This window comes from Deltaproteobacteria bacterium, assembly GCA_016875225.1.
Classification (GTDB): Bacteria; Myxococcota_A; UBA9160; order SZUA-336; family SZUA-336; genus VGRW01.
In genome coordinates this window covers 14,070-32,012 of sequence record VGRW01000022.1, presented here as the reverse complement: position 1 = coordinate 32,012, position 17,943 = coordinate 14,070, and the positions used below count along the sequence as shown (strand labels likewise).

Below are 17,943 nucleotides of genomic sequence, written 5' to 3'. Positions count from 1 at the left end.
CCTACCAGCCCGCGAGGCGCGCGCTGCGCTCGCGGTGAAGCTCGGGGTTTCCCAGGAACGCCCGGTCGAACATCAGGCGTTTGAACCAGATCTGCACGTCGCACTCCCAGGTGAAGCCGATCCCGCCGTGGAGCTCGACCGCGCCGCGCGCGACATCGAGCGCGCGGTCCGTGACGTGCGCCTTGGCGATCGCCGCCGCGCGCTCCGACTCCGACGCAATCTGGTCGAACGCGTGCGCGGCGTACCACCAGAGCGCGCGCGTCGGCTCGAGCTCGGTCGCCATGTTCGCGAGCTGGTGCTTCACGGCCTGAAACTGGGTGAGTACGCTTCCGAACTGCTGGCGCGTTCCCGTGTAGGCGAGAGTGATCTGGAGCAGCTTCGAGGCCGCGCCGAACGCATCGGCCGCCAGAACGCAGAGCCCCGCGTCGCGCACGTGCCGGGCGGTCTGCGCGCCGCCCGACAGGGGCTCGCAGCGCGCCCCTGAAAGCTCGACGCGCGAGATCGGTCGCGTGCGATCGACTCCGTTCTGGTCCGCGATCGAGACGCCCGCGTCCTTGCGCTCGACCAGCGCGAGCCCGCCTCCCGCGACGCCGACGAGAAACAGGTCCGCATCCGCGGCGCCCGGGACGAAGCACTTCGAGCCGCTGATGCGATTCCCTTGGACCTGCGCGCGAAAGCTCTCGGGCTCCCAAGCGGCGGCATCCTCCGCCAGCGCGACCGTGCCGATCGCCTCGCCCGAGGCCAGCCGCGGCAGCCAGACACGCTTCTGCTCCTCGCTTCCGGCGCTCGCGACCGCGAGCGACACCAGCTGGTGTCCGAGAAACGGTCCCGGCAGCGCGGCCTGTCCCATGACCTCGGCCACGAGCGCGAGGTCGAGCAGCTCGAGCCCCGCCCCTCCGTACGCCTCGGGCACGATCAGGCCGAGGACCCCGAGCTCCGCGAGCCCCTTCCAGAGCGACGCGTCGTGTCCGCTCGCGGCGTCGAAGAGCTCGCGCAGTCGGTTCGGCGGACACTCGTTCGCGCAGAAGCCGCGAAGCGCCTCCTGCAGCAGCTCCTGCTCGTCCGAAAGACCGAAGTTCATCCCGCCCCCGCACGCGATCCGCGCGGAGCAGGAGTCTACACGAGTCGGATCGCGCTAACGGTCGCTGCGTGCCTTGCGCGTCTCCGGCGGATCGGGGCGCCCGGCCGCGGGCGCCTCGACGTAAGCGCTGAACTCCGGCACCAGCTTGAACACGAGCGTGCCGTTCTGGTAGGGAACGCCGCCGACGTAGAAGGCGCGATTGTTCGCCATGCGCATGCTCGTGTTCAGCAGCTCCGGCATCTCGAGCTGGAGATGGAGCTGCCCACCGTGAACCGCGACGGGAATCAGGTGCACCTCGGATCCGGTCGGCAGCACGACCCGCGCCTGCTCGCCGAAGAGCACCTCGATCGTGCGCTCCTCGATCATTCGGATCGAGTGGTACTTCGCCGGGAGCTGCTCGTAGATGTCGCGCGCGGCCGGATCGAGCGCTCCGTCTTCCTCGCTCGCCGTCGCGATCGCGATGCGAATCGTGATCGGCGGGATCGGCGGAATCGCCTCGGTCGCCCGCTCCGATTCCGGGCCGAGCGACGTCGTCGTCTGCGCTCGGAGCTCGAACGGAGCGAGACCGGCCAGCACCAGCGCGGCGGCCACTGCGAGCGGCGTCAGTCCCGCGCCTGCAAGCTGCATCAGCTCCACCGGTCCAGGCGCTCGAGGCGTCGCGACAGATCGTCGTTCTCGAGCAGCCAGAGCAGCGTAGAGCCGTCCGGGTTCTGGAAGATCATCGCGGGCGTCTCGCGCGGCGACACGTCGTACACGCCGGCCGCCGGATCCCGCAAGAGATTCGCGGGCGCGAAGGACGACGTCGATCGTCTCGAATGCGTGCTCGGGGTCGCGGCACCAGGCATCGGCGCAGACTGTAGCGCCGCCTCGCCCTGCGGCGGAAGCACGGCCGAGAGGCCGGGGATCGGACCGCCCGAGGGGCGGGGCAGGAACGCGAGAGCGAGCAGGAACGCCAGAGCCGCCGAGGTCGCGACCGGCATCGGGCCGAACCAACCGGAGAGCCGGATCCGCGCCTGCTCGAGGGTCTGCAGCCAGCCCGGCCGCGCGCGCCGCTCACGCGAGATCGCTGCGAGCTGCGGCCGAAGCGCGGCGAGCAGGACGTCGGGCGACGGCGACGGCGGGCCCTCGGTCCAGGCCTCTCTCACCAAGTGCGCGAGCGCGCGCGATCGCTCGAGCTGCTTCCGGAGCCCCGGGTCCTGCTCGAGCTCGCGCTCGAGCCGATCGCGCCTGGCCTCCACCAGCGCACCGTCCAGGTACGCGGAGATCCGCTTTTCGAGGTCGGTGTCCTTCAAATCACATCCTCGGGATCGACGCCTCGCTGCGCGAGGAACACGATCATCTTCTTGCGTGCGTAATGTAGCCGGCTCATCACCGTCCCCTTCGAGATTCTCATCGACTCCGCGATCTCTTCGTACGACAGCCCGTCGACCTCGCGAAGCAGCAGCACCTCGCGCTGGGCGTCGGGCAGCGTCTGGATCCCCTCGGCGACCAGGGCGCGGACCTCCTGCCGGCGCAGGTCGATCTCCGGGTCGTGCGCCACGGACACCTGCGCGCGCGGATCGACCTGGTGCGCGATCGCGTCGTCCCACTCCAGCGTCGGCTCGCGCTTGCCACGGCGCCGGCGATCGAGCGCCAGGTTGACCGTGATCCGATACAGCCAGGTGTAGAAGGACGAGCGCGCCTCGAAGCGGGGCAGCGCCCGGTAGGCCTTGATCAGCGCCTCCTGCAGGACCTCCTCGGCCGCCTGCTGGTCTCGCACGACGCGATACGCGGCGCGGAAGGCCCGTTCCGCGGGGCGGCGAACCAGCGTCTCGAAGGCCGAGTGGTCGTTGGCCTGCGCCTCTCGGATCAGCTCGGCATCGGTCCGAACGACGCTCTCGGTCCGGCCCATGCCCGGCAAGCGACCCAGGGTGGTCACGGCATCCACGCGCGGCTCGTCCTTCCGGTCCTGTTCACCCACGGCTTCGACCATCGCCCGGCCCGCCGCATTCGGCCAGTGCGGCCGGCCCTGCGGCACGGCTCAGTGCGCCGCGAGCCAATGGGGCCCGTATCCGACGTGGACGACCAGCGGGACGCTCAGTTGGACGGCGTTCTGCATGCGCTCGAGCACGCAGCGCGAGAGCGCCTCGCGATCGCCCGGTGCGACCTCGAAGACCAGCTCGTCGTGGACCTGCAGGATCATCCGGGCGCTCGGGGCGGCGCCCGCTCGCAGATCCGCATCCAGATCGACCATCGCGCGCTTGATCACGTCGGCCGCGGTGCCCTGGATGACCGAGTTCACCGCCATGCGCTCCGCGGCCTGACGCAGCGCGCGATTGCCGGACTCGAGCTCGGGCAGGTAGCGGCGGCGCCCGGACAGGGTGCGGGCGAAGCCCTGTTCGCGGGCGCTCCGGATCGCGGCGTCGATGAAGGTGCGGACGCCCGGATAGCGCGCGAAGTAGGTCTCGATCTGCTCGCGCGCGTCGGTCTGGGAGATGCCCAGCGCCCGCGCCAATCCGAAGCCCGACTGCCCGTAGATGATTCCGAAGTTGATCGCCTTGGTCCGGGCGCGCTGCTCGGGGCTGACCTCCGACTCGGGAATGCCGAACACCTGCGACGCCGTGCGCACGTGGATGTCGGCGCCCTCGCGGAACGCCTTCACGAGCTCCGGGTCCTCCGAGACGTGCGCCAGGATGCGCAGCTCGATCTGGCTGTAGTCGGCCGAGAGCAGCAGCCGGCCCTCCTCGGGAACGAACGCCGCGCGGATCTCCTGTCCGAGCGGCGTGCGGATCGGGATGTTCTGCAGGTTCGGCTTCGACGACGAGAGCCGCCCCGTCGCGGCGACGGTCTGATTGAAGGTGCAGTGGATGCGCCCGGTCTCGGGGTGCACGAGCCCGGGAAGCGCCTCGACGTAGGTGCTCGAGAGCTTCGCGAGCTGCCGGTGGTGCAGGATCTCGCCCGGTAGCTCGTGCGTGAGCGCGAGCTCCTCGAGCACGGACTCGTCGGTGGAGAAGCCCGTCTTGGTGCGCTTGGTGGGCGCGAGCGCGAGCTTGTCGAACAGGATGCCTTGCAGCTGTTTGGGCGAGCCGATGTTGAACTCCTCGCCGGCCAGCGCGAAGATGCGGCGCCGCGACTCGGCGAGCTCGTGCTCGAGGCGTTTGCCGAGCTCGGCGAGCCTGGCCAGATCGATCCGCACGCCGGCGAGCTCCATTCGCGCGAGCACCGCGACCAGCGGCACCTCGAGCTCGTCGTAGATCGCGCGCTGGCCGCTGCGGTCGAGCTCGCGCTCGAGCGCGGGCAGAAGCGCGTGGTCGAGTGCCGCGAGCGCCGCGAAGTGCGAGGCGAGCTCTGCCTCCGAGACCTGATCGAACGGCCTGCGTTTCGCGCCGGCACCGAAGCGCTCCGCCGCGGAGCTCACGCTGCGATCGAGATGGGTCCTCGCGAGCGCCTCGGGGCGATCGACGGCCTGCGCGGGGTTGGCCACGTAGGCCGCGACCGCGACGTCGCGAAGCTCACCCGAGAGCCGCACCCCGCGCCGCGAGAGCGCGATCGCGCTGCGCTTCAGATCGAAGCCGACGAAGACGCGCTCGCGCGCTTCGAGAAGCGGGCGAAGCGCCTCGAGCGCGGCCTCGCCGGCTCCGCCGCGGAGGGGAACGAGCGCCGCCTCGCCTGGCGAGCCCGAGAGCGCGAGCGCGAGCAGCTCGCCGCGCATCGGATCGTCGGGCTCGAGCACGGGCTCGATCGAGAGCATCGCGGCCGCTTCGAGAGAGCGAGCCAGCTCCGCCAGCGCTTCCGCGCCGACGACGATCCGCGTCTCGACCGGATGATCGGGCTTCGGGTCGCTCGCGACCGCCGCCGGCGCCGGCGCGCCAAGATCCTCGAGCAGGCGCCTGAACTCGAGCTCGCGGAAGAGCTCGGAGAGCGCCGCGGCATCGGGCTCGCGCAGCGCCATCTTCGCGGCGTCGAACTCGAGCGGCAGATCCTCGCGCAGTCGCGAGAGCTCGCGCGAGAGCCGCGCCATCTCGGCGCCGTCTCGAAGCGCTTCGCGCGCGCGCTTCTGCGCGATCGCATCCGGGTTTGCGAGCAGCGCATCGAGCGATCCGTGCTCACGGAGCAGCTGCGCCGCGCCCTTCTCGCCGATGCCCTTCACACCCGGGATGTTGTCGGAGCTGTCTCCGATCAGTGCGCGAAGGTCGAGCATCTGCGCTGGCGGCACTCCGAATCGCGCCTCGACCGCCTCCGGCGAGAAGCGCCGATCGCGCATCGTGTCGACGAGCGTCACGTCCTCCGAGACGAGCTGCATCAGATCCTTGTCCGTCGACGCGATCTCGACCCGCACTCCCGCGCGCTCCGCGGAGCGCGCGAGCGTCGCGATCACGTCGTCGGCTTCCTCTCCGTCGTACTCCAGCGCGGCGAGCCGGTAGGCGTCCACGATCCTGCGAATCCACGGGAACTGCGCGCGCAGCTCCTCGGGCATGGCGTCGCGCGTCGCCTTGTAGGCGGGATAGATCGCCTTGCGGCGTTTGGGTCCGGGCGCGTCCCACACCACGGCGACGTAGTCGGGCCGTGTCTCGCGCAGCAGCTTCTGCAGCATCGTCGTGAAGCCGAGCGCGGCGTTGGTGGGAACGCCCGCGCTATTCGCGAGCGCGGGGATCGCGAAGAACGCGCGGAAGACGCTCGAGCTCGCGTCGACCAGGAGCAGCTTCTTCTGCATCGGCTCGAATCATATCCCGGAGAAGCGCCGGACGAGCGCCTCGTCCGCACGAAGCGCCTCGAGATCGGCGCGCGTCTTGATCGGGAAGAAGCGGCCGCGCTCGCCGCCGCGCGGCGTGACCAGGTAGCTGGTCGGAACGAAGCTCGAGAGCTCGTTCACGAGCCGCTCCATCTGCACCGCCGTGCGCCCGTCCACTTGCTTCTCGACGTAGAGCCACGAGAGCGGGTACTCGCGTTCGAGCAGCGCGAGCGAGATCGCGAACGTGTTGGTCGCCATGAAGGGAACGCGCGCGAAGTCGAAGCCGGCCGGGAAGCGGAATCCCTCGACGATCTGCAGCTCGTCGCCCACGAACGCGGGCGCGCCACCGACGTCTCCGGGAAGGGTCTCGGCGAGCTCGGCCGTGAGCGCTCGCCCGCGCGCGAGATGGAATCCGATCAGGAGCGGATCGAGCTCCGCGCCGAGGTTGTCGATGTTCGAGAGCAGAAGCGTCTCGACGCCGCGCTCCGCGAGCCGCGCCAGAAGTCCCGAACGTCGCAGGCTCCCAGGAAAGTCGCCGTGTCCGGGCGCGTAGAGCGAGACCCGGCCCGAGGCCTCGCGAAATACGTCACCGCGCGGTGTCAGACGCAGGCTCACGCTCTGCAGGAAGACCTCCGCGACGTCGCCGAGCTGGTGCCCGGCCAGGAACTGGAGCGTTCGCGCGTGGGTCGCGAAGCTGTTCATGATCAGGAATGGAACCCGCCCGAACCGCTGTGCCTGCGCCAGCTTCACTTCCAGGAAGCTGCGGCCGCCGACGGCCTCGATGATGCCCTTCACGTCGCCGCCGAAGCGCGTGGCCATGCCGCCGTTCAGGACCGCGACGGCGACGCGGCCGCGGACGATCGCCTCGCGGCCGAGCGCCTCGAGCTCGGACCGCTCGCGGGTGCTGGCGCGCTCCAGGTTCTCGACGTGTTCGCGACCCGCGAGCCGGATCGGACCGGACACGACGCTCGTGGACTTCGACAAGCGGCCGGCCGCGATCGCGCGCGCGTGCGACTCGATCAGCTCCGGGTCGAGCGCCACGTCCTCGTGCGCGACCAGACCGACGCCGTCGAGCTGAGCGTCCACGTCCTTCATGATCTCGGTCCAGTCGAACTGCATCGCGCGCCTTAATCTCGCCGGACTTGCGACGTCCGACAAGGCCGCGTATCTCTGCGCCGTGCAGAGGGGTCCCGCACCGGCGCGTTCGCCGAGCATGGTTCCGCGCATGACGCTGACCGTGCTCGCGGGCTTTGCGCTGTTCCTGGTGGTGACCCTGCTCTACTCGCTCCCGGTGCTGCTCGAGTCACCGCCGGAAGGGGCGATCCCCTCCTACACGGCCGAGCGGGTCAAGTCGCATCTCGACGGCAAGGTGACCTGGCTCCTCGCTGCGTCGTTCGTGATCGTGGGGGCGATCGGCGCCTGGCGGACGAGGCGCTCCTAGGCGTCTCGAGTCCACTCCACGGCCGACGCGCCCCAGGTCAGGCCACCGCCGAACGCGACCAGCAGCAGCTTGTCGCCGCGCCTGAAGCGCCCCGCGCGATTGCACTCGTCGAGCAGGACGGGAATCGAGGCGGCCGAGGTGTTTCCACGCACCTGGAGGTTCGTCGGCATCTTCTCCGACGGAATCTCCAGCCGATCCGCCACCGCGCTCAGGATGCGCTGGTTCGCCTGATGGGCGATCACCCAGTCGACGTCACCGATGCTCCAGCCGACCTTCGCGAGCGTGTCGCGGGCGACCTGCTCCATCGACTGCACGGCCACCTTGAAGACCTGCGGGCCGTTCATGCGCACGAACACCTCGCGCCGGGCGAGCATTTCCGGCGAGGCGGGCATGCGCGCCGCGCCGCCGGGAATCTGGATCATCTCGCTGTACTGCCCGTCCGACTTGAGCGTCGTGGCGAGGACTCCGCCGGGCCCGTCGCTGCGCTCGAGCACCACCGCCCCCGCGGCATCGCCGAAGAGGATGCAGACCGAGCGCTCCTGGTAGTCCATGAAGCGCGTCAGCCCCTCGCCGCCGGCCAGAAGCGCGCGCCGATAGCCTCCCGACTGCAGCATGCTGGTCACGACCTCGAGGCCGTACACGAATCCGGAGCAGGCCGCGTTCACGTCGAAGGCCGGAATCGTGGACCCGCGACACAGATTCCGGTGCACGTGATTCGCCGTCGCCGGAGTGAACGTGTCTGGGGTGCAGGTCGCGACCACGATCAGATCGAGATCCTCGGGCGCGAGCCCCGCCTGCTCCAGAGCGCGCCGCGCCGCGCGCGTGACGATGTCGCTCGTCGCCTCTTCCGGCGCGAGCATGCGCCGCTCGCGGATGCCCGTACGCGTGACGATCCACTCGTCACTCGTCTCGACCATCTTCTCGAGGTCGGCGTTCGAGATCACCCGTTCCGGCAGCGCCGAGCCGGTTCCGCGGATCAGCGTGCTCAAGCAGCGGTCGCTACGCGCGCCTCGATGTAGCTCAGGATGTCTCCGAGGGTGCGGATGTTCTCGGCGTCGGAGTCCGGCACCTCGATGCCGAATTCCTCTTCGATCGCCATCACGAGCTCGACGACGTCCAGCGAGTCGGCGCCCAGGTCGTCGAGAAGATTCGCCTCGGGAACGAGCGTCTCCTTGTCCACCCCCAGCTGCTCGCCAACGATCGCAACGATCCGCTCACCGAGATCCATCGTCCTCTCCTCCCCAGGCTCCGCGAACGGGCCGTTTGATCTGGATCCGAATTGTGACTCAGGGTCACATTCCGCTCGATTGAGTTTTCCCGACGGTCCGCGGCTTGTCAACGAATCCCTCGCTCCGCTGCTCAACAGGTGGACGCGGCTCGGCATCGGGCTGCTAAGAAGGGGGGCATTCGATGGGCAGATGGGGAACGACGACCCTCGCGGTCGCAGTGATCTCGGCTCTGGCGGCGCCCGCGCTCGCGGCCAGCACCGCGGCGCTCGCGCCCGGCGGGCGCACGCTCGCGGGTCCGGGTACGGCGAGCATCGCGATCGCCGGGACGGAGACGGTCTTCAGCAACGGCGATCGCGACGCCTGCGCGACGGTGGTGAACTCCGGCAGATCCACGCTGCAACTGTCGGTGACGGCTGGCACCACGACAGCGATCACCATCGACGCCGGCGACAGCGCCGCGCTGTGCAGGCTGGCGCTCGAGCAGGTGGATCTGATCTGCACCGGCACGACCGCGTGCGCCGCGCAGTGGCGCGTCGACGACAACTGACCAGACGCTCGACCACGAGAGGAGGAAATCGACATGAACAGGATTTTTTCGATCGCACTTTCGACTGCACTCGTGCTCGCGCTGGCCACGCCCGCGCTCGCGGCCAAGTCCGCATCGCTCGCGCCGGGCGGGCGCACGCTCGCGGGTCCGGGCTCGAGGAGCCTCGCCGCCAACAGCACCGAAACCGTCTACACCGACACCTCGGGCAACGCGAATGCCTGCGCGACGGTGGTGAACACCGGGAGAGTCGCGCTGACCGTGACCCTGGACGGCAACGGCACGTCTTCGATCGACGTTCCTGTCTCGGGCAGCGGCTCGCTCTGCCTCGATTCGCTCGAGACCGTGGAGCTGACTTGCCCGGCCGGAACCGTGGCGTGCAGCGCGCAGTGGCGGGTCGACAACAACTAGTCGTCGAGCGGCCTCAGCGCTTCGAAAGACCGCGAAGGAAGAATTCGATCGCCTCGTGGTAGACGAGCGGGACGTCGCGCTCCCAGAGGGCGCGGCGTTCGGGCACCTCGAGCGTCTGGATCACCGCGTTCGCGCCGACCCAGACCACGTTCGCGCTCAGCCACGGGTCGCTCGGCTCGAACTCGCCGGTCGCGACGCCGCGCTCGATCACCTGCGCGAGCAGGAGCAGCGCGCGCTTCCACACGTCCGTCACCAGCGCGACCAGGTTCGGCGGGAGCTGCCCGATCAGGCTCTGGTTGTCGATCGCCCAGAAGATCCGGAAGTACTCGAGCTGCGTCGTGTAGTGATCGAAGTAGAAGGTCGCGAGCCTGCGGATCTGGTCGGCCGCGGGCAGGTCCGGATCGATCACCCGCGCCATGCGCTGAACGAAGGTCTCCGCGTTCTGGGCCAAGATCTCGACGTAGAGCTCGGCCTTGCTCTCGAAGTGGCGGTAGATCGTGCCCTTGGCGAGGCCGGCTCGGCGCGCGACCTCGTCGAGATTCGCGCGCTCGAATCCCTGCTCGAAGAAGACCTGGCGTGCGGAGTCGACGATGCGCTTGCGGCTGCGCTCCCCCCGCCTGGCGCCCGGCTTCAGATCGGATCGCTCCCGTCGTACTGCAGGTGCTCGAAGAGCGCCGTCGACAGATAGCGCTCGCCAAAGCTCGGCAGGACCACGACGATCAGCTTGCCCGCGGCCTCGGGCCGGCGCGCGATCTCGAGCGCCGCGTGCACGGCCGCACCGGAGGAGATGCCCGAGAGCAGGCCCTCCTCGGTCGCGAGCCTGCGCGCCATCTCGATCGCCTGCTCGCTCGAGACCTTCACGACCTCGTCGATCAGCTTCGTGTCGAGGATGTCGGGGATGAAGCCCGCGCCGATGCCCTGGATCTTGTGCTTGCCGGGCTTTCCGCCCGAGATCACCGGGCTCTCGGCCGGCTCGATCGCGATCGCCCTGAAGCCCGGCTTCTTGGCCTTCAGCACCTGCGCGACACCGGTCAGTGTCCCGCCCGTGCCGATGCCCGAGATCAGGTAGTCGACCTCGCCGTCGGTGTCTCTCCAGATCTCGAGCGCCGTCGTCTCGCGGTGCACCGCCGGATTGGCCGGGTTCTTGAACTGCTGCGGCACGAAGCTGTCGGGCACCCTTGCGGCCAGCTCGTCCGCGGCCTTGATCGCGCCGGACATGCCGTCGGCGCCGGGCGTGAGCACGAGCTTCGCTCCGTAGGCGCGGAGCACCGCGCGACGCTCGCGCGACATCGTGTCGGGCATGGTGAGCACCAGCGAGTACCCGCGCGCGGCCGCGACCATCGCCAGCGCGATGCCGGTGTTCCCCGAGGTGGGCTCGATCAGCGTGGTCTTGCCCGGGGTGATCTTGCCTGAGAGCTCCGCCGCCTCGATCATCGCGGCGCCGATCCGGTCCTTCACGCTGTTCGCCGGGTTCTGCGCTTCGAGCTTCGCCACCACGCGAGCCCTCGCGCCCGCCGTCACCCGGTTCAGCTGGACCAGCGGCGTGTTTCCGATCAGCCTCGTGACGTCCTTCGCAATCTTCATCGCGGTTCACCTCCGTCGCCCAGGGATGGTACCACGAGGTTGGTGACTCCGATCCGTCCGCCCGGCGACGCGCGCAGGAGCAGCGCGCCGACATGGGCGACCAGATCGCGCACGCCCGGGCTTCGCTCCGGGTGGGTCATCGGGTCGACGCGAACCGTGGCGCTGCCGCGGTCGTGCACGGCGAGCTTCACGTAGAAGGGCTGCTTTCGGCCCGCCTCGACGCAGAGCGCTTCGATCAGAGCGGCGCGCGCATCGGGCGAGAGGTACAGGTGATCCGCGCGCAGGATGTCCGCGCCGCGGCGCAGCACGAACGGCTGCCAGGCGCGCTCGAACTCCGAGAGATCGGCGACGCCCTCGATCACGACGTGCGGCATGGGTTCCCCGCGCGCGAGGCGCAGGCGCGCACCGGCTCGAACGAGTGCCGGTGGATCGGGCTCGGCCCGAGCTTCGAAAGCGCCGCCAGGTGCTCCGGCGTTCCGTAGCCGGCGTGCCGCGCGAAGCCGTACCCCGGATGGTGTCGGTCGAGCTCCGCCATTCGGGCATCGCGGAAGACCTTCGCGACGATCGAGGCCGCGGCGATCGCGGCGACCCGCGAGTCGCCCCCGACGAGCGACTCCTGGCGGCAGGGGACCCCCGGAACTCGGCGAGCATCGACGACGAGCGCGTCGGGTGCGGTCGCGAGCGCCTCGACGGCGCGCCGCATCGCGAGCAGCCCGGCATGGAACACGTTCACGCGGTCGATCTCGTCCGGCTCGACCGAGCCAACGCCGACCCCGAGCGCGATGCGCTCGATCTCGCGCGCGAGCCGCTCGCGCGCGACGCGCGACAGGCGTTTGGAGTCGTCCAGACCCGGAAGCCAGGCATCCGCGGGCAGGATCACGGCGGCCGCGACGACCGGGCCCGCGAGCGGTCCCATCCCGACCTCGTCGACGCCGGCGATTCGCGCGTGACCTTCGGAGGCGAGCTTGCGCTCGAGTGCAAAGAGCTGCGCGAGCCGGCCGCGCTCCGCGACCTCGCGACGTGCGCGCGCCGCGAGCGCTTCAGCGAGCTCCCGCGCGCCTTCGCGCGGGTCGGCGCGCAGCGCGCGGATCAGGTCGGGCGTCACGTCTTGCGCGCCGGGCGCGTAGCGCTCCCGAAGCCGTGCCAGCGCGACGCGCGCGAGCTCCACGGCGGCTAGTCCCCCGCGTCCGCTTCGTCGACGCCGAGCCGCTTCTCGATCCTGCGCACGCGCCTCAGCAGCTCGGGCAGGCGCTTCTGCGCGGCGACGATCCGGCCGAAGAGCTTGCGCTCGACCGCCGGCGCGCCGAGCACTTGCGAGCCAGGCGGCAGGTCGCTGGCTGTCGCGGCCATGGCGCCGACCAGCGAGAAGTCGCCGATCGTGACGTGCCCGGCGCTCGCCGCCTTGCCAGCCATGTAGACGAAGCGACCGACCACGGTGCTTCCCGCCAGGCCGACCTGGGCGCAGAGCGTCGAGTGGTCGCCGATCTCGCAGCCGTGCGCGATCTGCACGCCGTTGTCGATCTTCACGCCGACGCCGATCCTCGTGCGGACCTGTGCATGGCCGCGCCTCGGGTGGCCCGGGTGCGACGCGTCGATGGTGGTATTCGCGCCGATCTCGCTGTCGTCGCCGATCTCGACCGGGCAGACGTGCGGGATCCGCACGCGCACGCCGTCGGCGCGCGCGGTGAAGCCGAAGCCCGGCGCGCCGATCACCGCGCCGTTGTTGATCAGCACGCGCTTTCCGATGCGCACGCCCTCGCGGAGCTGCGCCCCGGAGTGGACTTCCGCGTCCTCGCCGATCTCCACTCCCGGGTACACCGTCACGTGTGGGTGGATGCGCACGCGCGCGCCGATCCGGGCTCCCGCCCCGATCACCGCGCAGGCTCCGATCGAGACGTCCTGTCCGAGCCACGCATCGGGCGCGACGACCGCGCTCGGATGGACGCCCTTGGCTTGCGCCGGCCGCGGGTGGAACAGATCGATCGCGCGCGCGAAGTCGGCGTAGGCCGCGGGCGAGCGCAGACAGGGCCGGCCCAGCCGCTCGAAGCCGGGCGGGAGCAGGAACGCGCCCGCGCGAGACGAAGCGAAGGCGGCCTGGTACTTCGCGCCTGTGACGAACGCGAGCTCGGCGGGACCCGCGTCTTCCAGGCTCGCGAGCCCGTCGAGCGAGACGGACCCGTCGCCCTCGAGCGGGAGCGAGAGCGCGGCTGCGAGCTCCGCAAGACGCAACGCCGTCTCAGCTCCCGAGCAGCTTGCCGAGCGGCGAGCGGTACAGGAGCCCGAGCGCGCGCCTGGCCAGCCGCAGCGTCCGTGTGCTGTACGGGTACCAGAGCGGCTCGGACTTCCCGCGCATTCGCGGCAGCACCACCGACTGCACGTGGCAGAAGCTCTTCAGGCCGAGCTCTCCGTTCACGCGCCCGATCCCGCTCTCCTTCACGCCGCCGAACGGGCTCTCGGAGATCCCGTAGGTGACCATGCAGTCGTCCACCACCACGCCGCCCGCCGCGATCCGATTCGCCAGACGCTTTCCCTTCCAGGTGTCGCGCGTCCAGACGCTGGCCTGCAGCCCGTAGCAGGAATCGTTCGCCAGACGCAGCGCCTCTTCCTCGTCGCTCACCACCTGGATCGGAAGACACGGGCCGAAGGTCTCCTCGCGCATGATCGCCATCTCGTGATTCACGTCGACGAGCACGGTCGGCTCGAAGAAGAGCCCCGGCCAGGCGGGATTGCGCCGGCCGCCGGTCAGGATCTTCGCCCCCTTGGCCACGGCGTCGGCGACGTGCTGCTCGATGATCTCGAGCTGTGCGGGGCTCGTGATCGCGCCGAGATCGACGTCGCCCTCGGTCTCGGGCCCCTGGCGCAGCTCGCGCGTGAGCTCGACCACGCGCCCGGTGAACGCGCTCGCGACCTTCTCGACCACGTACACGCGCTCGGTCGACATGCAGACCTGACCCGAGTTCGTGAACGCGCCCCAGACCGCGCCGCGCGCGGCGCGCTCGATGTCGGCGTCGTCGCAGACGATCATCGGGTCCTTGCCGCCGAGCTCGAGCGTGCACGGCACGAGCGCGCGTCCGCAGGCCTCGGCGATCCGCCGGCCGGTGCGCGCTGAGCCCGTGAACGAGATCTTGTCGCAGCCCGCGTCGACCAGCGCCGCGCCGGTGGAGCCGTCGCCGGTCACCACCTGGAACACGTTCTCGGGCAGCCCCGAGTCGGCGAAGAGCTTCGCCAGCGCCAGGCCCACGAAGGGCGTGATCTCGGAGGGCTTGAGCACGACGGCGTTGCCGGCCGCGAGCGCCTGCGCGGTCGGGTTCAGCGAGAGCATGAACGGGAAGTTCCAGGGCGTGATGATCCCGATCACGCCCATCGGCCGGTAGGAGAGCACCAGCTTCTTCGTCTTCATCAGGTGCAGGCGCTTCTTCTCGTCGCGCAGCAGCCGCCTGGCGTTCTTCGCGTAGAACGTGAGCGCGTCGCAGCCGCCGAGGATCTCCGCGGTCATCGCCTCGAGCCTCGGCTTGCCGGTGTCGCTGCAGATCACGTCGGCGATCTCGTCGGCGCGTTCGACGAGCAGGGCGCGGGCGCGGAGCAGGAGGCGCTCGCGCTCGTCGAAGCTCCGCGCCGCCCACTCGACCTGCGCGACGCGAGCGCGGCCGACGGCTGCGCTCACGTCCTCGGGGCTCGCGACCTCGATCTCGCCGAGCCGCTCGAGCGTCGCGGGCGCGAACACCTCGAGCTTGCGGCGGCCGTGAAGCTCGCGCGGAGTCACCGGCTGGAGCAACGCCATGTCTTCACCTCCCCACGCCGGCGCAGCGCCGGCCGTCGATTGCTAGAAGATCGCAAAATCGGTGTCAATGCGAGGATTTTGACGCGTGCGAGCGCCTGTGAGATAAACCGCGCGCCGTGAGCGGGACGCGCCACACCTCCGGCGAGCCGGAGACCCGAGCCGAGCTCGCCTCGGACCTCGTCGACCTGTACGAGGAGGGCTCCTCGCCACCGGCCGCATCGCCCGCGTCGCTCGGCGTCTGGGATCTGGCCTGGCCGACGATCCTCTCGTTCATGACCCAGTTCGCGGTGCGCTGGGTCAACTTCGCGATGGTCGGCGACCTCGGCGCGGACGCGCTCGCCGCGGTCGGCATCGGCAATCAGTTCTTCTGGCTGGTGCAGTCGCTGGCCACGCTCGCGCCGACGGGAATCGTCGCGCTGCTCTCGCGCGCGGTCGGCGCACGCGACGAACGGCTCGCCGACGCGAGCCTTCGCCAGGGCCTCTGGCTCGGCCTGGGAATCGGCGGCGCCGCGACCGCAGCGCTCCTGCCGCTCTCCCATTTTGCGATCTCGCTCTACGGCGTGAACGAGAACGTGGTCGCGCTCGGCGGCGTCTACCTGTTCTGGACCATCGTCGGAAACGTGCCGATGACGCTCGCGATCGTCTTCGGCGCCGCGCTTCGCGGAGCCGGCGACACGCGCACGCCGCTCTGGATCGGGGCGTTCGCCAACCTGCTGAACGTCGGGCTGTGCTGGGCGCTCATCTACGGGCAGTTCGGATTTCCCGCGCTCGGGGTCGCGGGAGCGGGAATCGCGTCGACGATCGCCGTCTCGCTGCAGCTGCCGGCGTTCTGGTGGCTCTGGCAGACCGGCCGGCTCGCGCTCAAGCCGTCGGGCGCGAGCGCGTGGCCGGATCGCGAGGTGCTGGGGCGGATCTTCCGGATCGGCTATCCGGCCGCGTTCGAGGGCGTGATCTTCCAGAGCGGGCTGCTCGCGTTCATGCGCGTGCTCGGCGGCTACGAGACGGCGGCGATCGCCGCGTACAACGTCGGCGCGCAGATCCTGTCGTTCTCGTTCCTGCCCGGGCTCGGCTTCGCGACCGCGGCGGCGACGCTGGTCGGACAGCACCTCGGCGAGCGCGAGCCGCGGCTGGCCGAGCGCTCGGCATGGCGCTCGATGTGGGGCGCGATCCTGTCGATGAGCGTGCTCGGCGCGGCGACGATCGCCGCGGCGCCGCGTCTCGCCGGGATCTTCAGCAACGACCCGCGGGTGATCGAGCTCACGGTCGACTTCATCTGGACGCTAGGCGCGGTGCAGCCGCTGATGGCGATCGAATACACGATCGGCGGTGCGCTGCGCGGCGCAGGCGACACGCGCTTTCCGCTCTTCGCGATCTTCGCGGGGCTCTTCAGCTGCCGCTTGCTTCCGGCGGCGATCGCGGCCTACGTGTTCGGCGCCAGCGTGCAGGTGGTCTGGAGCATGCTCGTGCTCGACTACACGCTGAAGGCCGCGCTGCTGCTGTGGCGCTTCCGGCGCGGGCGCTGGAAGACGCTCGAGGTCTAGCTCAGCTCGCGCCGGACGCGGGGAGCAGCGCGAAATAGCGCAGCACGTCCGTCTCGGTGAGGATGCCGACGATCTCGCGGCCATCGACGACGGGCAGGCAGCCGATCTTGTTCTCGGCCATGAGCTGCGCGGCGGTCTGGATTCCCTCGTCGGGCCCGATCGTGCGCGGCGGGGTGGACATGACCTCGGCGATGCGCACGCCCTCGAGGAAGATCTTCTGCTCCTCGGCCGAGATCCCGATGATGTTCGAGAGCGACGCGCGCAGCAGGTCCCGCTGCGAGACCACGCCGACCAACGCCCCGCGGTCCACCACCGGAATGTGTCGGACGCTGCCGAGATCCATGATCTCCTTGACGATCCACAGCGTGTCGTCCGCGGAGATCCGCACCACGTTCTTCTTCATGACCTCGCGGACGGGAACCACGCGCCTCATCTACCACGCGGAGCCAAGGGGTGACAATCTCGGACGCTCCCGCGCGCGGCTGCTATCATGGGACGCATGGGTCGGGACCGGGACGACGAGGTCGAGCTGGAGCGCGATGCGCAGCGCAGGGCGGGCCTGTTCGAGGCGCTGCTCCACGAGGCGATCCGGCGCACGGCCCAGGTCGGCTTCTCGAGCTTCTTCGCGACCGAGGACGCCGTGCGCCGCGCCTTCTCCGAGGCGGTTCCGCGGGACTGGGTCGACTACGCGAACCGGCAGAGCACGGAGCTTCGCTCCGAGATGATCGAGCGCATGTCTGGGGAGTTCGGCGCCTGGCTGCGCACGATCGACCTCGCGCAAGTCATGGGCAAGCTGCTCGCAGAGAACGACGTCGAGCTTCGCGTCTCGATCTCGGGCGGGCGACGCGGCGCCGAGCGCTCGCCGGAGCTCTCGCTGGTCACGAAGCGCAGCAAGTAGAGAAGCTCCGCGGGAGGTTTGTGATGGGCAGGCTCGGCTTCCTCGCGGGCGTTACGGCCCTCGCGGGGGTCTACTACTTCGGCTTCGGCGCCGGGCCGTCCGCCTCCGAGTACCTGGAGGACCTCGAGTGGTGGCGGCCTTGGGGAACGCTGGTGCGCTGGCTGCCGCTGGCCGGCCTCACGGCGATGGCGCGCGCGGGCCTCCCGGACGCGCTCGCGCCGTTCGCGCTCTTCTGCGGGCCGCCGCTCGCCCTCCTCGCCGCCGCGCACGCTGTGTTCCGCGAGAACGCCGCAGCTCGCGCCTACGCGTTCTTCCTGGCGATGGCGATGTGCATCTTCGTCTGGTACGGCTATCGCGCGGAGCAGGTCTGGCGCTTCTTCGAGTGGCGCTTCGCCGCGGTGGCGCTCGCGTTCGCGGCCGTGACCAGCGCGGTCGCGTACTCTCCTTCGCTGCTGCGCTGCCTCGCACGGAGATCTCCGTGGCTTGCCGCTCTCGGGGTCGCGGGCTCGATCGCGGGAATCTTCCTGCTGTCGACCGAGGTCACCGGCACCAACACCGACATGCCGTTCAACGTGAGCCCGTGGCCGATCGTGACGCTGGTGGGCCTGCTTCTGGTCGGCGCGACGTTGGCCGCGGCGCACACGGCGGGCGGCGCGGCGGTCTGGCTTCGCGCGCGGATCGGAGGCGCGCGCGGCTTCGCGCTCGGGGCCTTGCTCGCGCTT

The 17,943-nt window shown here is 70.3% G+C and carries 19 protein-coding genes and 1 pseudogene; 5 read left to right on the top strand and 15 right to left on the bottom strand.

Annotated features, from left to right (window positions below):
* Position 1 precedes the first annotated feature (1 nt).
* Genes FJ108_07815 through FJ108_07790 form a run of 6 tightly spaced genes read right to left on the bottom strand, consistent with a single transcriptional unit; the run spans position 2 to position 7,019 of the window.
* Entirely contained in the window at positions 2–1,081 is a 1,080-nt protein-coding gene (locus FJ108_07815) for an acyl-CoA dehydrogenase (GenBank protein MBM4335802.1), read from the bottom strand.
* A 54-nt stretch (positions 1,082–1,135) separates the two neighbouring features.
* Positions 1,136–1,708: a hypothetical protein gene (locus tag FJ108_07810; protein MBM4335801.1), complete on the bottom strand. Its 573-nt coding sequence runs from the start codon at positions 1,706–1,708 to the stop codon at positions 1,136–1,138.
* A complete protein-coding gene (locus FJ108_07805; GenBank protein MBM4335800.1) occupies positions 1,708–2,373 on the bottom strand; it encodes a hypothetical protein in 666 nt (221 codons plus the stop codon). The genes FJ108_07810 and FJ108_07805 overlap by 1 nt, the downstream gene beginning before the upstream one ends.
* On the bottom strand, positions 2,370–3,053 hold the full coding sequence (locus tag FJ108_07800; GenBank protein MBM4335799.1) for a sigma-70 family RNA polymerase sigma factor: 684 nt from the start codon (positions 3,051–3,053) through the stop codon (positions 2,370–2,372). Before FJ108_07800 ends, FJ108_07805 begins: the two co-directional genes overlap by 4 nt.
* A 48-nt stretch (positions 3,054–3,101) precedes the next feature.
* The gene (gene polA, locus FJ108_07795) at positions 3,102–5,774 is read right to left on the bottom strand and encodes a DNA polymerase I (GenBank protein MBM4335798.1); all 2,673 of its coding nucleotides are present in this window, start codon (positions 5,772–5,774) and stop codon (positions 3,102–3,104) included.
* 9 nt (positions 5,775–5,783) lie between these two features.
* Positions 5,784–7,019 carry a hypothetical protein gene (locus FJ108_07790; GenBank protein ID MBM4335797.1) on the bottom strand — a complete coding sequence of 412 codons (1,236 nt, stop codon included), beginning with the start codon at positions 7,017–7,019 and terminating at the stop codon, positions 5,784–5,786.
* Here FJ108_07790 and FJ108_07785 point away from each other — a divergent pair.
* The gene (locus FJ108_07785; protein ID MBM4335796.1) at positions 7,018–7,233 is read left to right on the top strand and encodes a hypothetical protein; all 216 of its coding nucleotides are present in this window, start codon (positions 7,018–7,020) and stop codon (positions 7,231–7,233) included. The two genes, FJ108_07790 and FJ108_07785, sit on opposite strands and share 2 nt — an antisense overlap.
* On the opposite strand, the gene FJ108_07780 is transcribed toward FJ108_07785, so the two are convergent.
* Entirely contained in the window at positions 7,230–8,213 is a 984-nt protein-coding gene (locus FJ108_07780; GenBank protein ID MBM4335795.1) for a ketoacyl-ACP synthase III, read from the bottom strand. The genes FJ108_07785 and FJ108_07780 overlap by 4 nt on opposite strands.
* Positions 8,214–8,218: 5 nt before the next feature.
* Positions 8,219–8,461, bottom strand: a complete 243-nt coding sequence (locus FJ108_07775) for an acyl carrier protein (protein MBM4335794.1) — start codon at positions 8,459–8,461, stop codon at positions 8,219–8,221.
* A 182-nt stretch (positions 8,462–8,643) separates the two neighbouring features.
* On the opposite strand from FJ108_07775, the gene FJ108_07770 reads away from it, so the two are divergent.
* Positions 8,644–9,009: a hypothetical protein gene (locus FJ108_07770; protein MBM4335793.1), complete on the top strand. Its 366-nt coding sequence runs from the start codon at positions 8,644–8,646 to the stop codon at positions 9,007–9,009.
* Positions 9,010–9,042: 33 nt separating this feature from the next.
* Positions 9,043–9,417 carry a hypothetical protein gene (locus FJ108_07765; GenBank protein MBM4335792.1) on the top strand — a complete coding sequence of 125 codons (375 nt, stop codon included), beginning with the start codon at positions 9,043–9,045 and terminating at the stop codon, positions 9,415–9,417.
* A 451-nt stretch (positions 9,418–9,868) separates the two neighbouring features.
* Here the strand turns inward: FJ108_07765 and FJ108_07760 are convergent.
* The 6 genes and pseudogenes from FJ108_07760 to FJ108_07735 form a co-directional block, all read right to left on the bottom strand.
* Positions 9,869–10,051, bottom strand: a pseudogene (locus FJ108_07760) (helix-turn-helix transcriptional regulator).
* Positions 10,048–11,001 (bottom strand): cysteine synthase A, encoded by a 954-nt coding sequence (gene cysK, locus FJ108_07755; GenBank protein ID MBM4335791.1) that lies wholly within the window; start codon positions 10,999–11,001, stop codon positions 10,048–10,050. Before cysK ends, FJ108_07760 begins: the two are co-directional and overlap by 4 nt.
* Positions 10,998–11,375, bottom strand: coding sequence for a hypothetical protein (locus tag FJ108_07750; protein MBM4335790.1), 378 nt, complete (start codon positions 11,373–11,375; stop codon positions 10,998–11,000). The genes cysK and FJ108_07750 overlap by 4 nt, the downstream gene beginning before the upstream one ends.
* The gene (locus tag FJ108_07745) at positions 11,360–12,169 is read right to left on the bottom strand and encodes a ribonuclease HII (GenBank protein ID MBM4335789.1); all 810 of its coding nucleotides are present in this window, start codon (positions 12,167–12,169) and stop codon (positions 11,360–11,362) included. Before FJ108_07745 ends, FJ108_07750 begins: the two co-directional genes overlap by 16 nt.
* 5 nt (positions 12,170–12,174) lie before the next feature.
* Positions 12,175–13,230 (bottom strand): UDP-3-O-(3-hydroxymyristoyl)glucosamine N-acyltransferase, encoded by a 1,056-nt coding sequence (gene lpxD, locus FJ108_07740; protein ID MBM4335788.1) that lies wholly within the window; start codon positions 13,228–13,230, stop codon positions 12,175–12,177.
* 7 nt (positions 13,231–13,237) lie between these two features.
* Positions 13,238–14,782 (bottom strand): aldehyde dehydrogenase family protein, encoded by a 1,545-nt coding sequence (locus FJ108_07735; protein ID MBM4335787.1) that lies wholly within the window; start codon positions 14,780–14,782, stop codon positions 13,238–13,240.
* A gap of 116 nt (positions 14,783–14,898) precedes the next feature.
* On the opposite strand from FJ108_07735, the gene FJ108_07730 reads away from it, so the two are divergent.
* The gene (locus FJ108_07730) at positions 14,899–16,323 is read left to right on the top strand and encodes an MATE family efflux transporter (GenBank protein MBM4335786.1); all 1,425 of its coding nucleotides are present in this window, start codon (positions 14,899–14,901) and stop codon (positions 16,321–16,323) included.
* Position 16,324: 1 nt separating this feature from the next.
* Here FJ108_07730 and FJ108_07725 read toward each other — a convergent pair whose 3' ends face one another.
* Positions 16,325–16,756: a CBS domain-containing protein gene (locus FJ108_07725; protein MBM4335785.1), complete on the bottom strand. Its 432-nt coding sequence runs from the start codon at positions 16,754–16,756 to the stop codon at positions 16,325–16,327.
* A 66-nt stretch (positions 16,757–16,822) separates the two neighbouring features.
* Here FJ108_07725 and FJ108_07720 point away from each other — a divergent pair, with 66 nt between their 5' ends.
* Positions 16,823–17,221 (top strand): hypothetical protein, encoded by a 399-nt coding sequence (locus FJ108_07720; GenBank protein MBM4335784.1) that lies wholly within the window; start codon positions 16,823–16,825, stop codon positions 17,219–17,221.
* Positions 17,222–17,943 lie beyond the last annotated feature (722 nt).

Excerpts from the sequence above, each read along its gene's own strand:
- FJ108_07770 (MBM4335793.1), top strand. The coding sequence starts at position 8,644 with ATGGGCAGATGGGGAACGACGACCCTCGCGGTCGCAGTGATCTCGGCT.
- FJ108_07790 (MBM4335797.1), bottom strand. The coding sequence starts at position 7,019 with ATGCGCGGAACCATGCTCGGCGAACGCGCCGGTGCGGGACCCCTCTGC.
- FJ108_07725 (MBM4335785.1), bottom strand. The coding sequence starts at position 16,756 with ATGAGGCGCGTGGTTCCCGTCCGCGAGGTCATGAAGAAGAACGTGGTG.
- FJ108_07785 (MBM4335796.1), top strand. The coding sequence starts at position 7,018 with ATGACGCTGACCGTGCTCGCGGGCTTTGCGCTGTTCCTGGTGGTGACC.
- cysK (MBM4335791.1), bottom strand. The coding sequence starts at position 11,001 with ATGAAGATTGCGAAGGACGTCACGAGGCTGATCGGAAACACGCCGCTG.
- FJ108_07815 (MBM4335802.1), bottom strand. The coding sequence starts at position 1,081 with ATGAACTTCGGTCTTTCGGACGAGCAGGAGCTGCTGCAGGAGGCGCTT.
- FJ108_07810 (MBM4335801.1), bottom strand. The coding sequence starts at position 1,708 with ATGCAGCTTGCAGGCGCGGGACTGACGCCGCTCGCAGTGGCCGCCGCG.
- FJ108_07720 (MBM4335784.1), top strand. The coding sequence starts at position 16,823 with ATGGGTCGGGACCGGGACGACGAGGTCGAGCTGGAGCGCGATGCGCAG.
- FJ108_07765 (MBM4335792.1), top strand. The coding sequence starts at position 9,043 with ATGAACAGGATTTTTTCGATCGCACTTTCGACTGCACTCGTGCTCGCG.
- FJ108_07735 (MBM4335787.1), bottom strand. The coding sequence starts at position 14,782 with ATGGCGTTGCTCCAGCCGGTGACTCCGCGCGAGCTTCACGGCCGCCGC.
- FJ108_07750 (MBM4335790.1), bottom strand. The coding sequence starts at position 11,375 with ATGCCGCACGTCGTGATCGAGGGCGTCGCCGATCTCTCGGAGTTCGAG.
- FJ108_07775 (MBM4335794.1), bottom strand. The coding sequence starts at position 8,461 with ATGGATCTCGGTGAGCGGATCGTTGCGATCGTTGGCGAGCAGCTGGGG.
- polA (MBM4335798.1), bottom strand. The coding sequence starts at position 5,774 with ATGCAGAAGAAGCTGCTCCTGGTCGACGCGAGCTCGAGCGTCTTCCGC.
- FJ108_07800 (MBM4335799.1), bottom strand. The coding sequence starts at position 3,053 with ATGGTCGAAGCCGTGGGTGAACAGGACCGGAAGGACGAGCCGCGCGTG.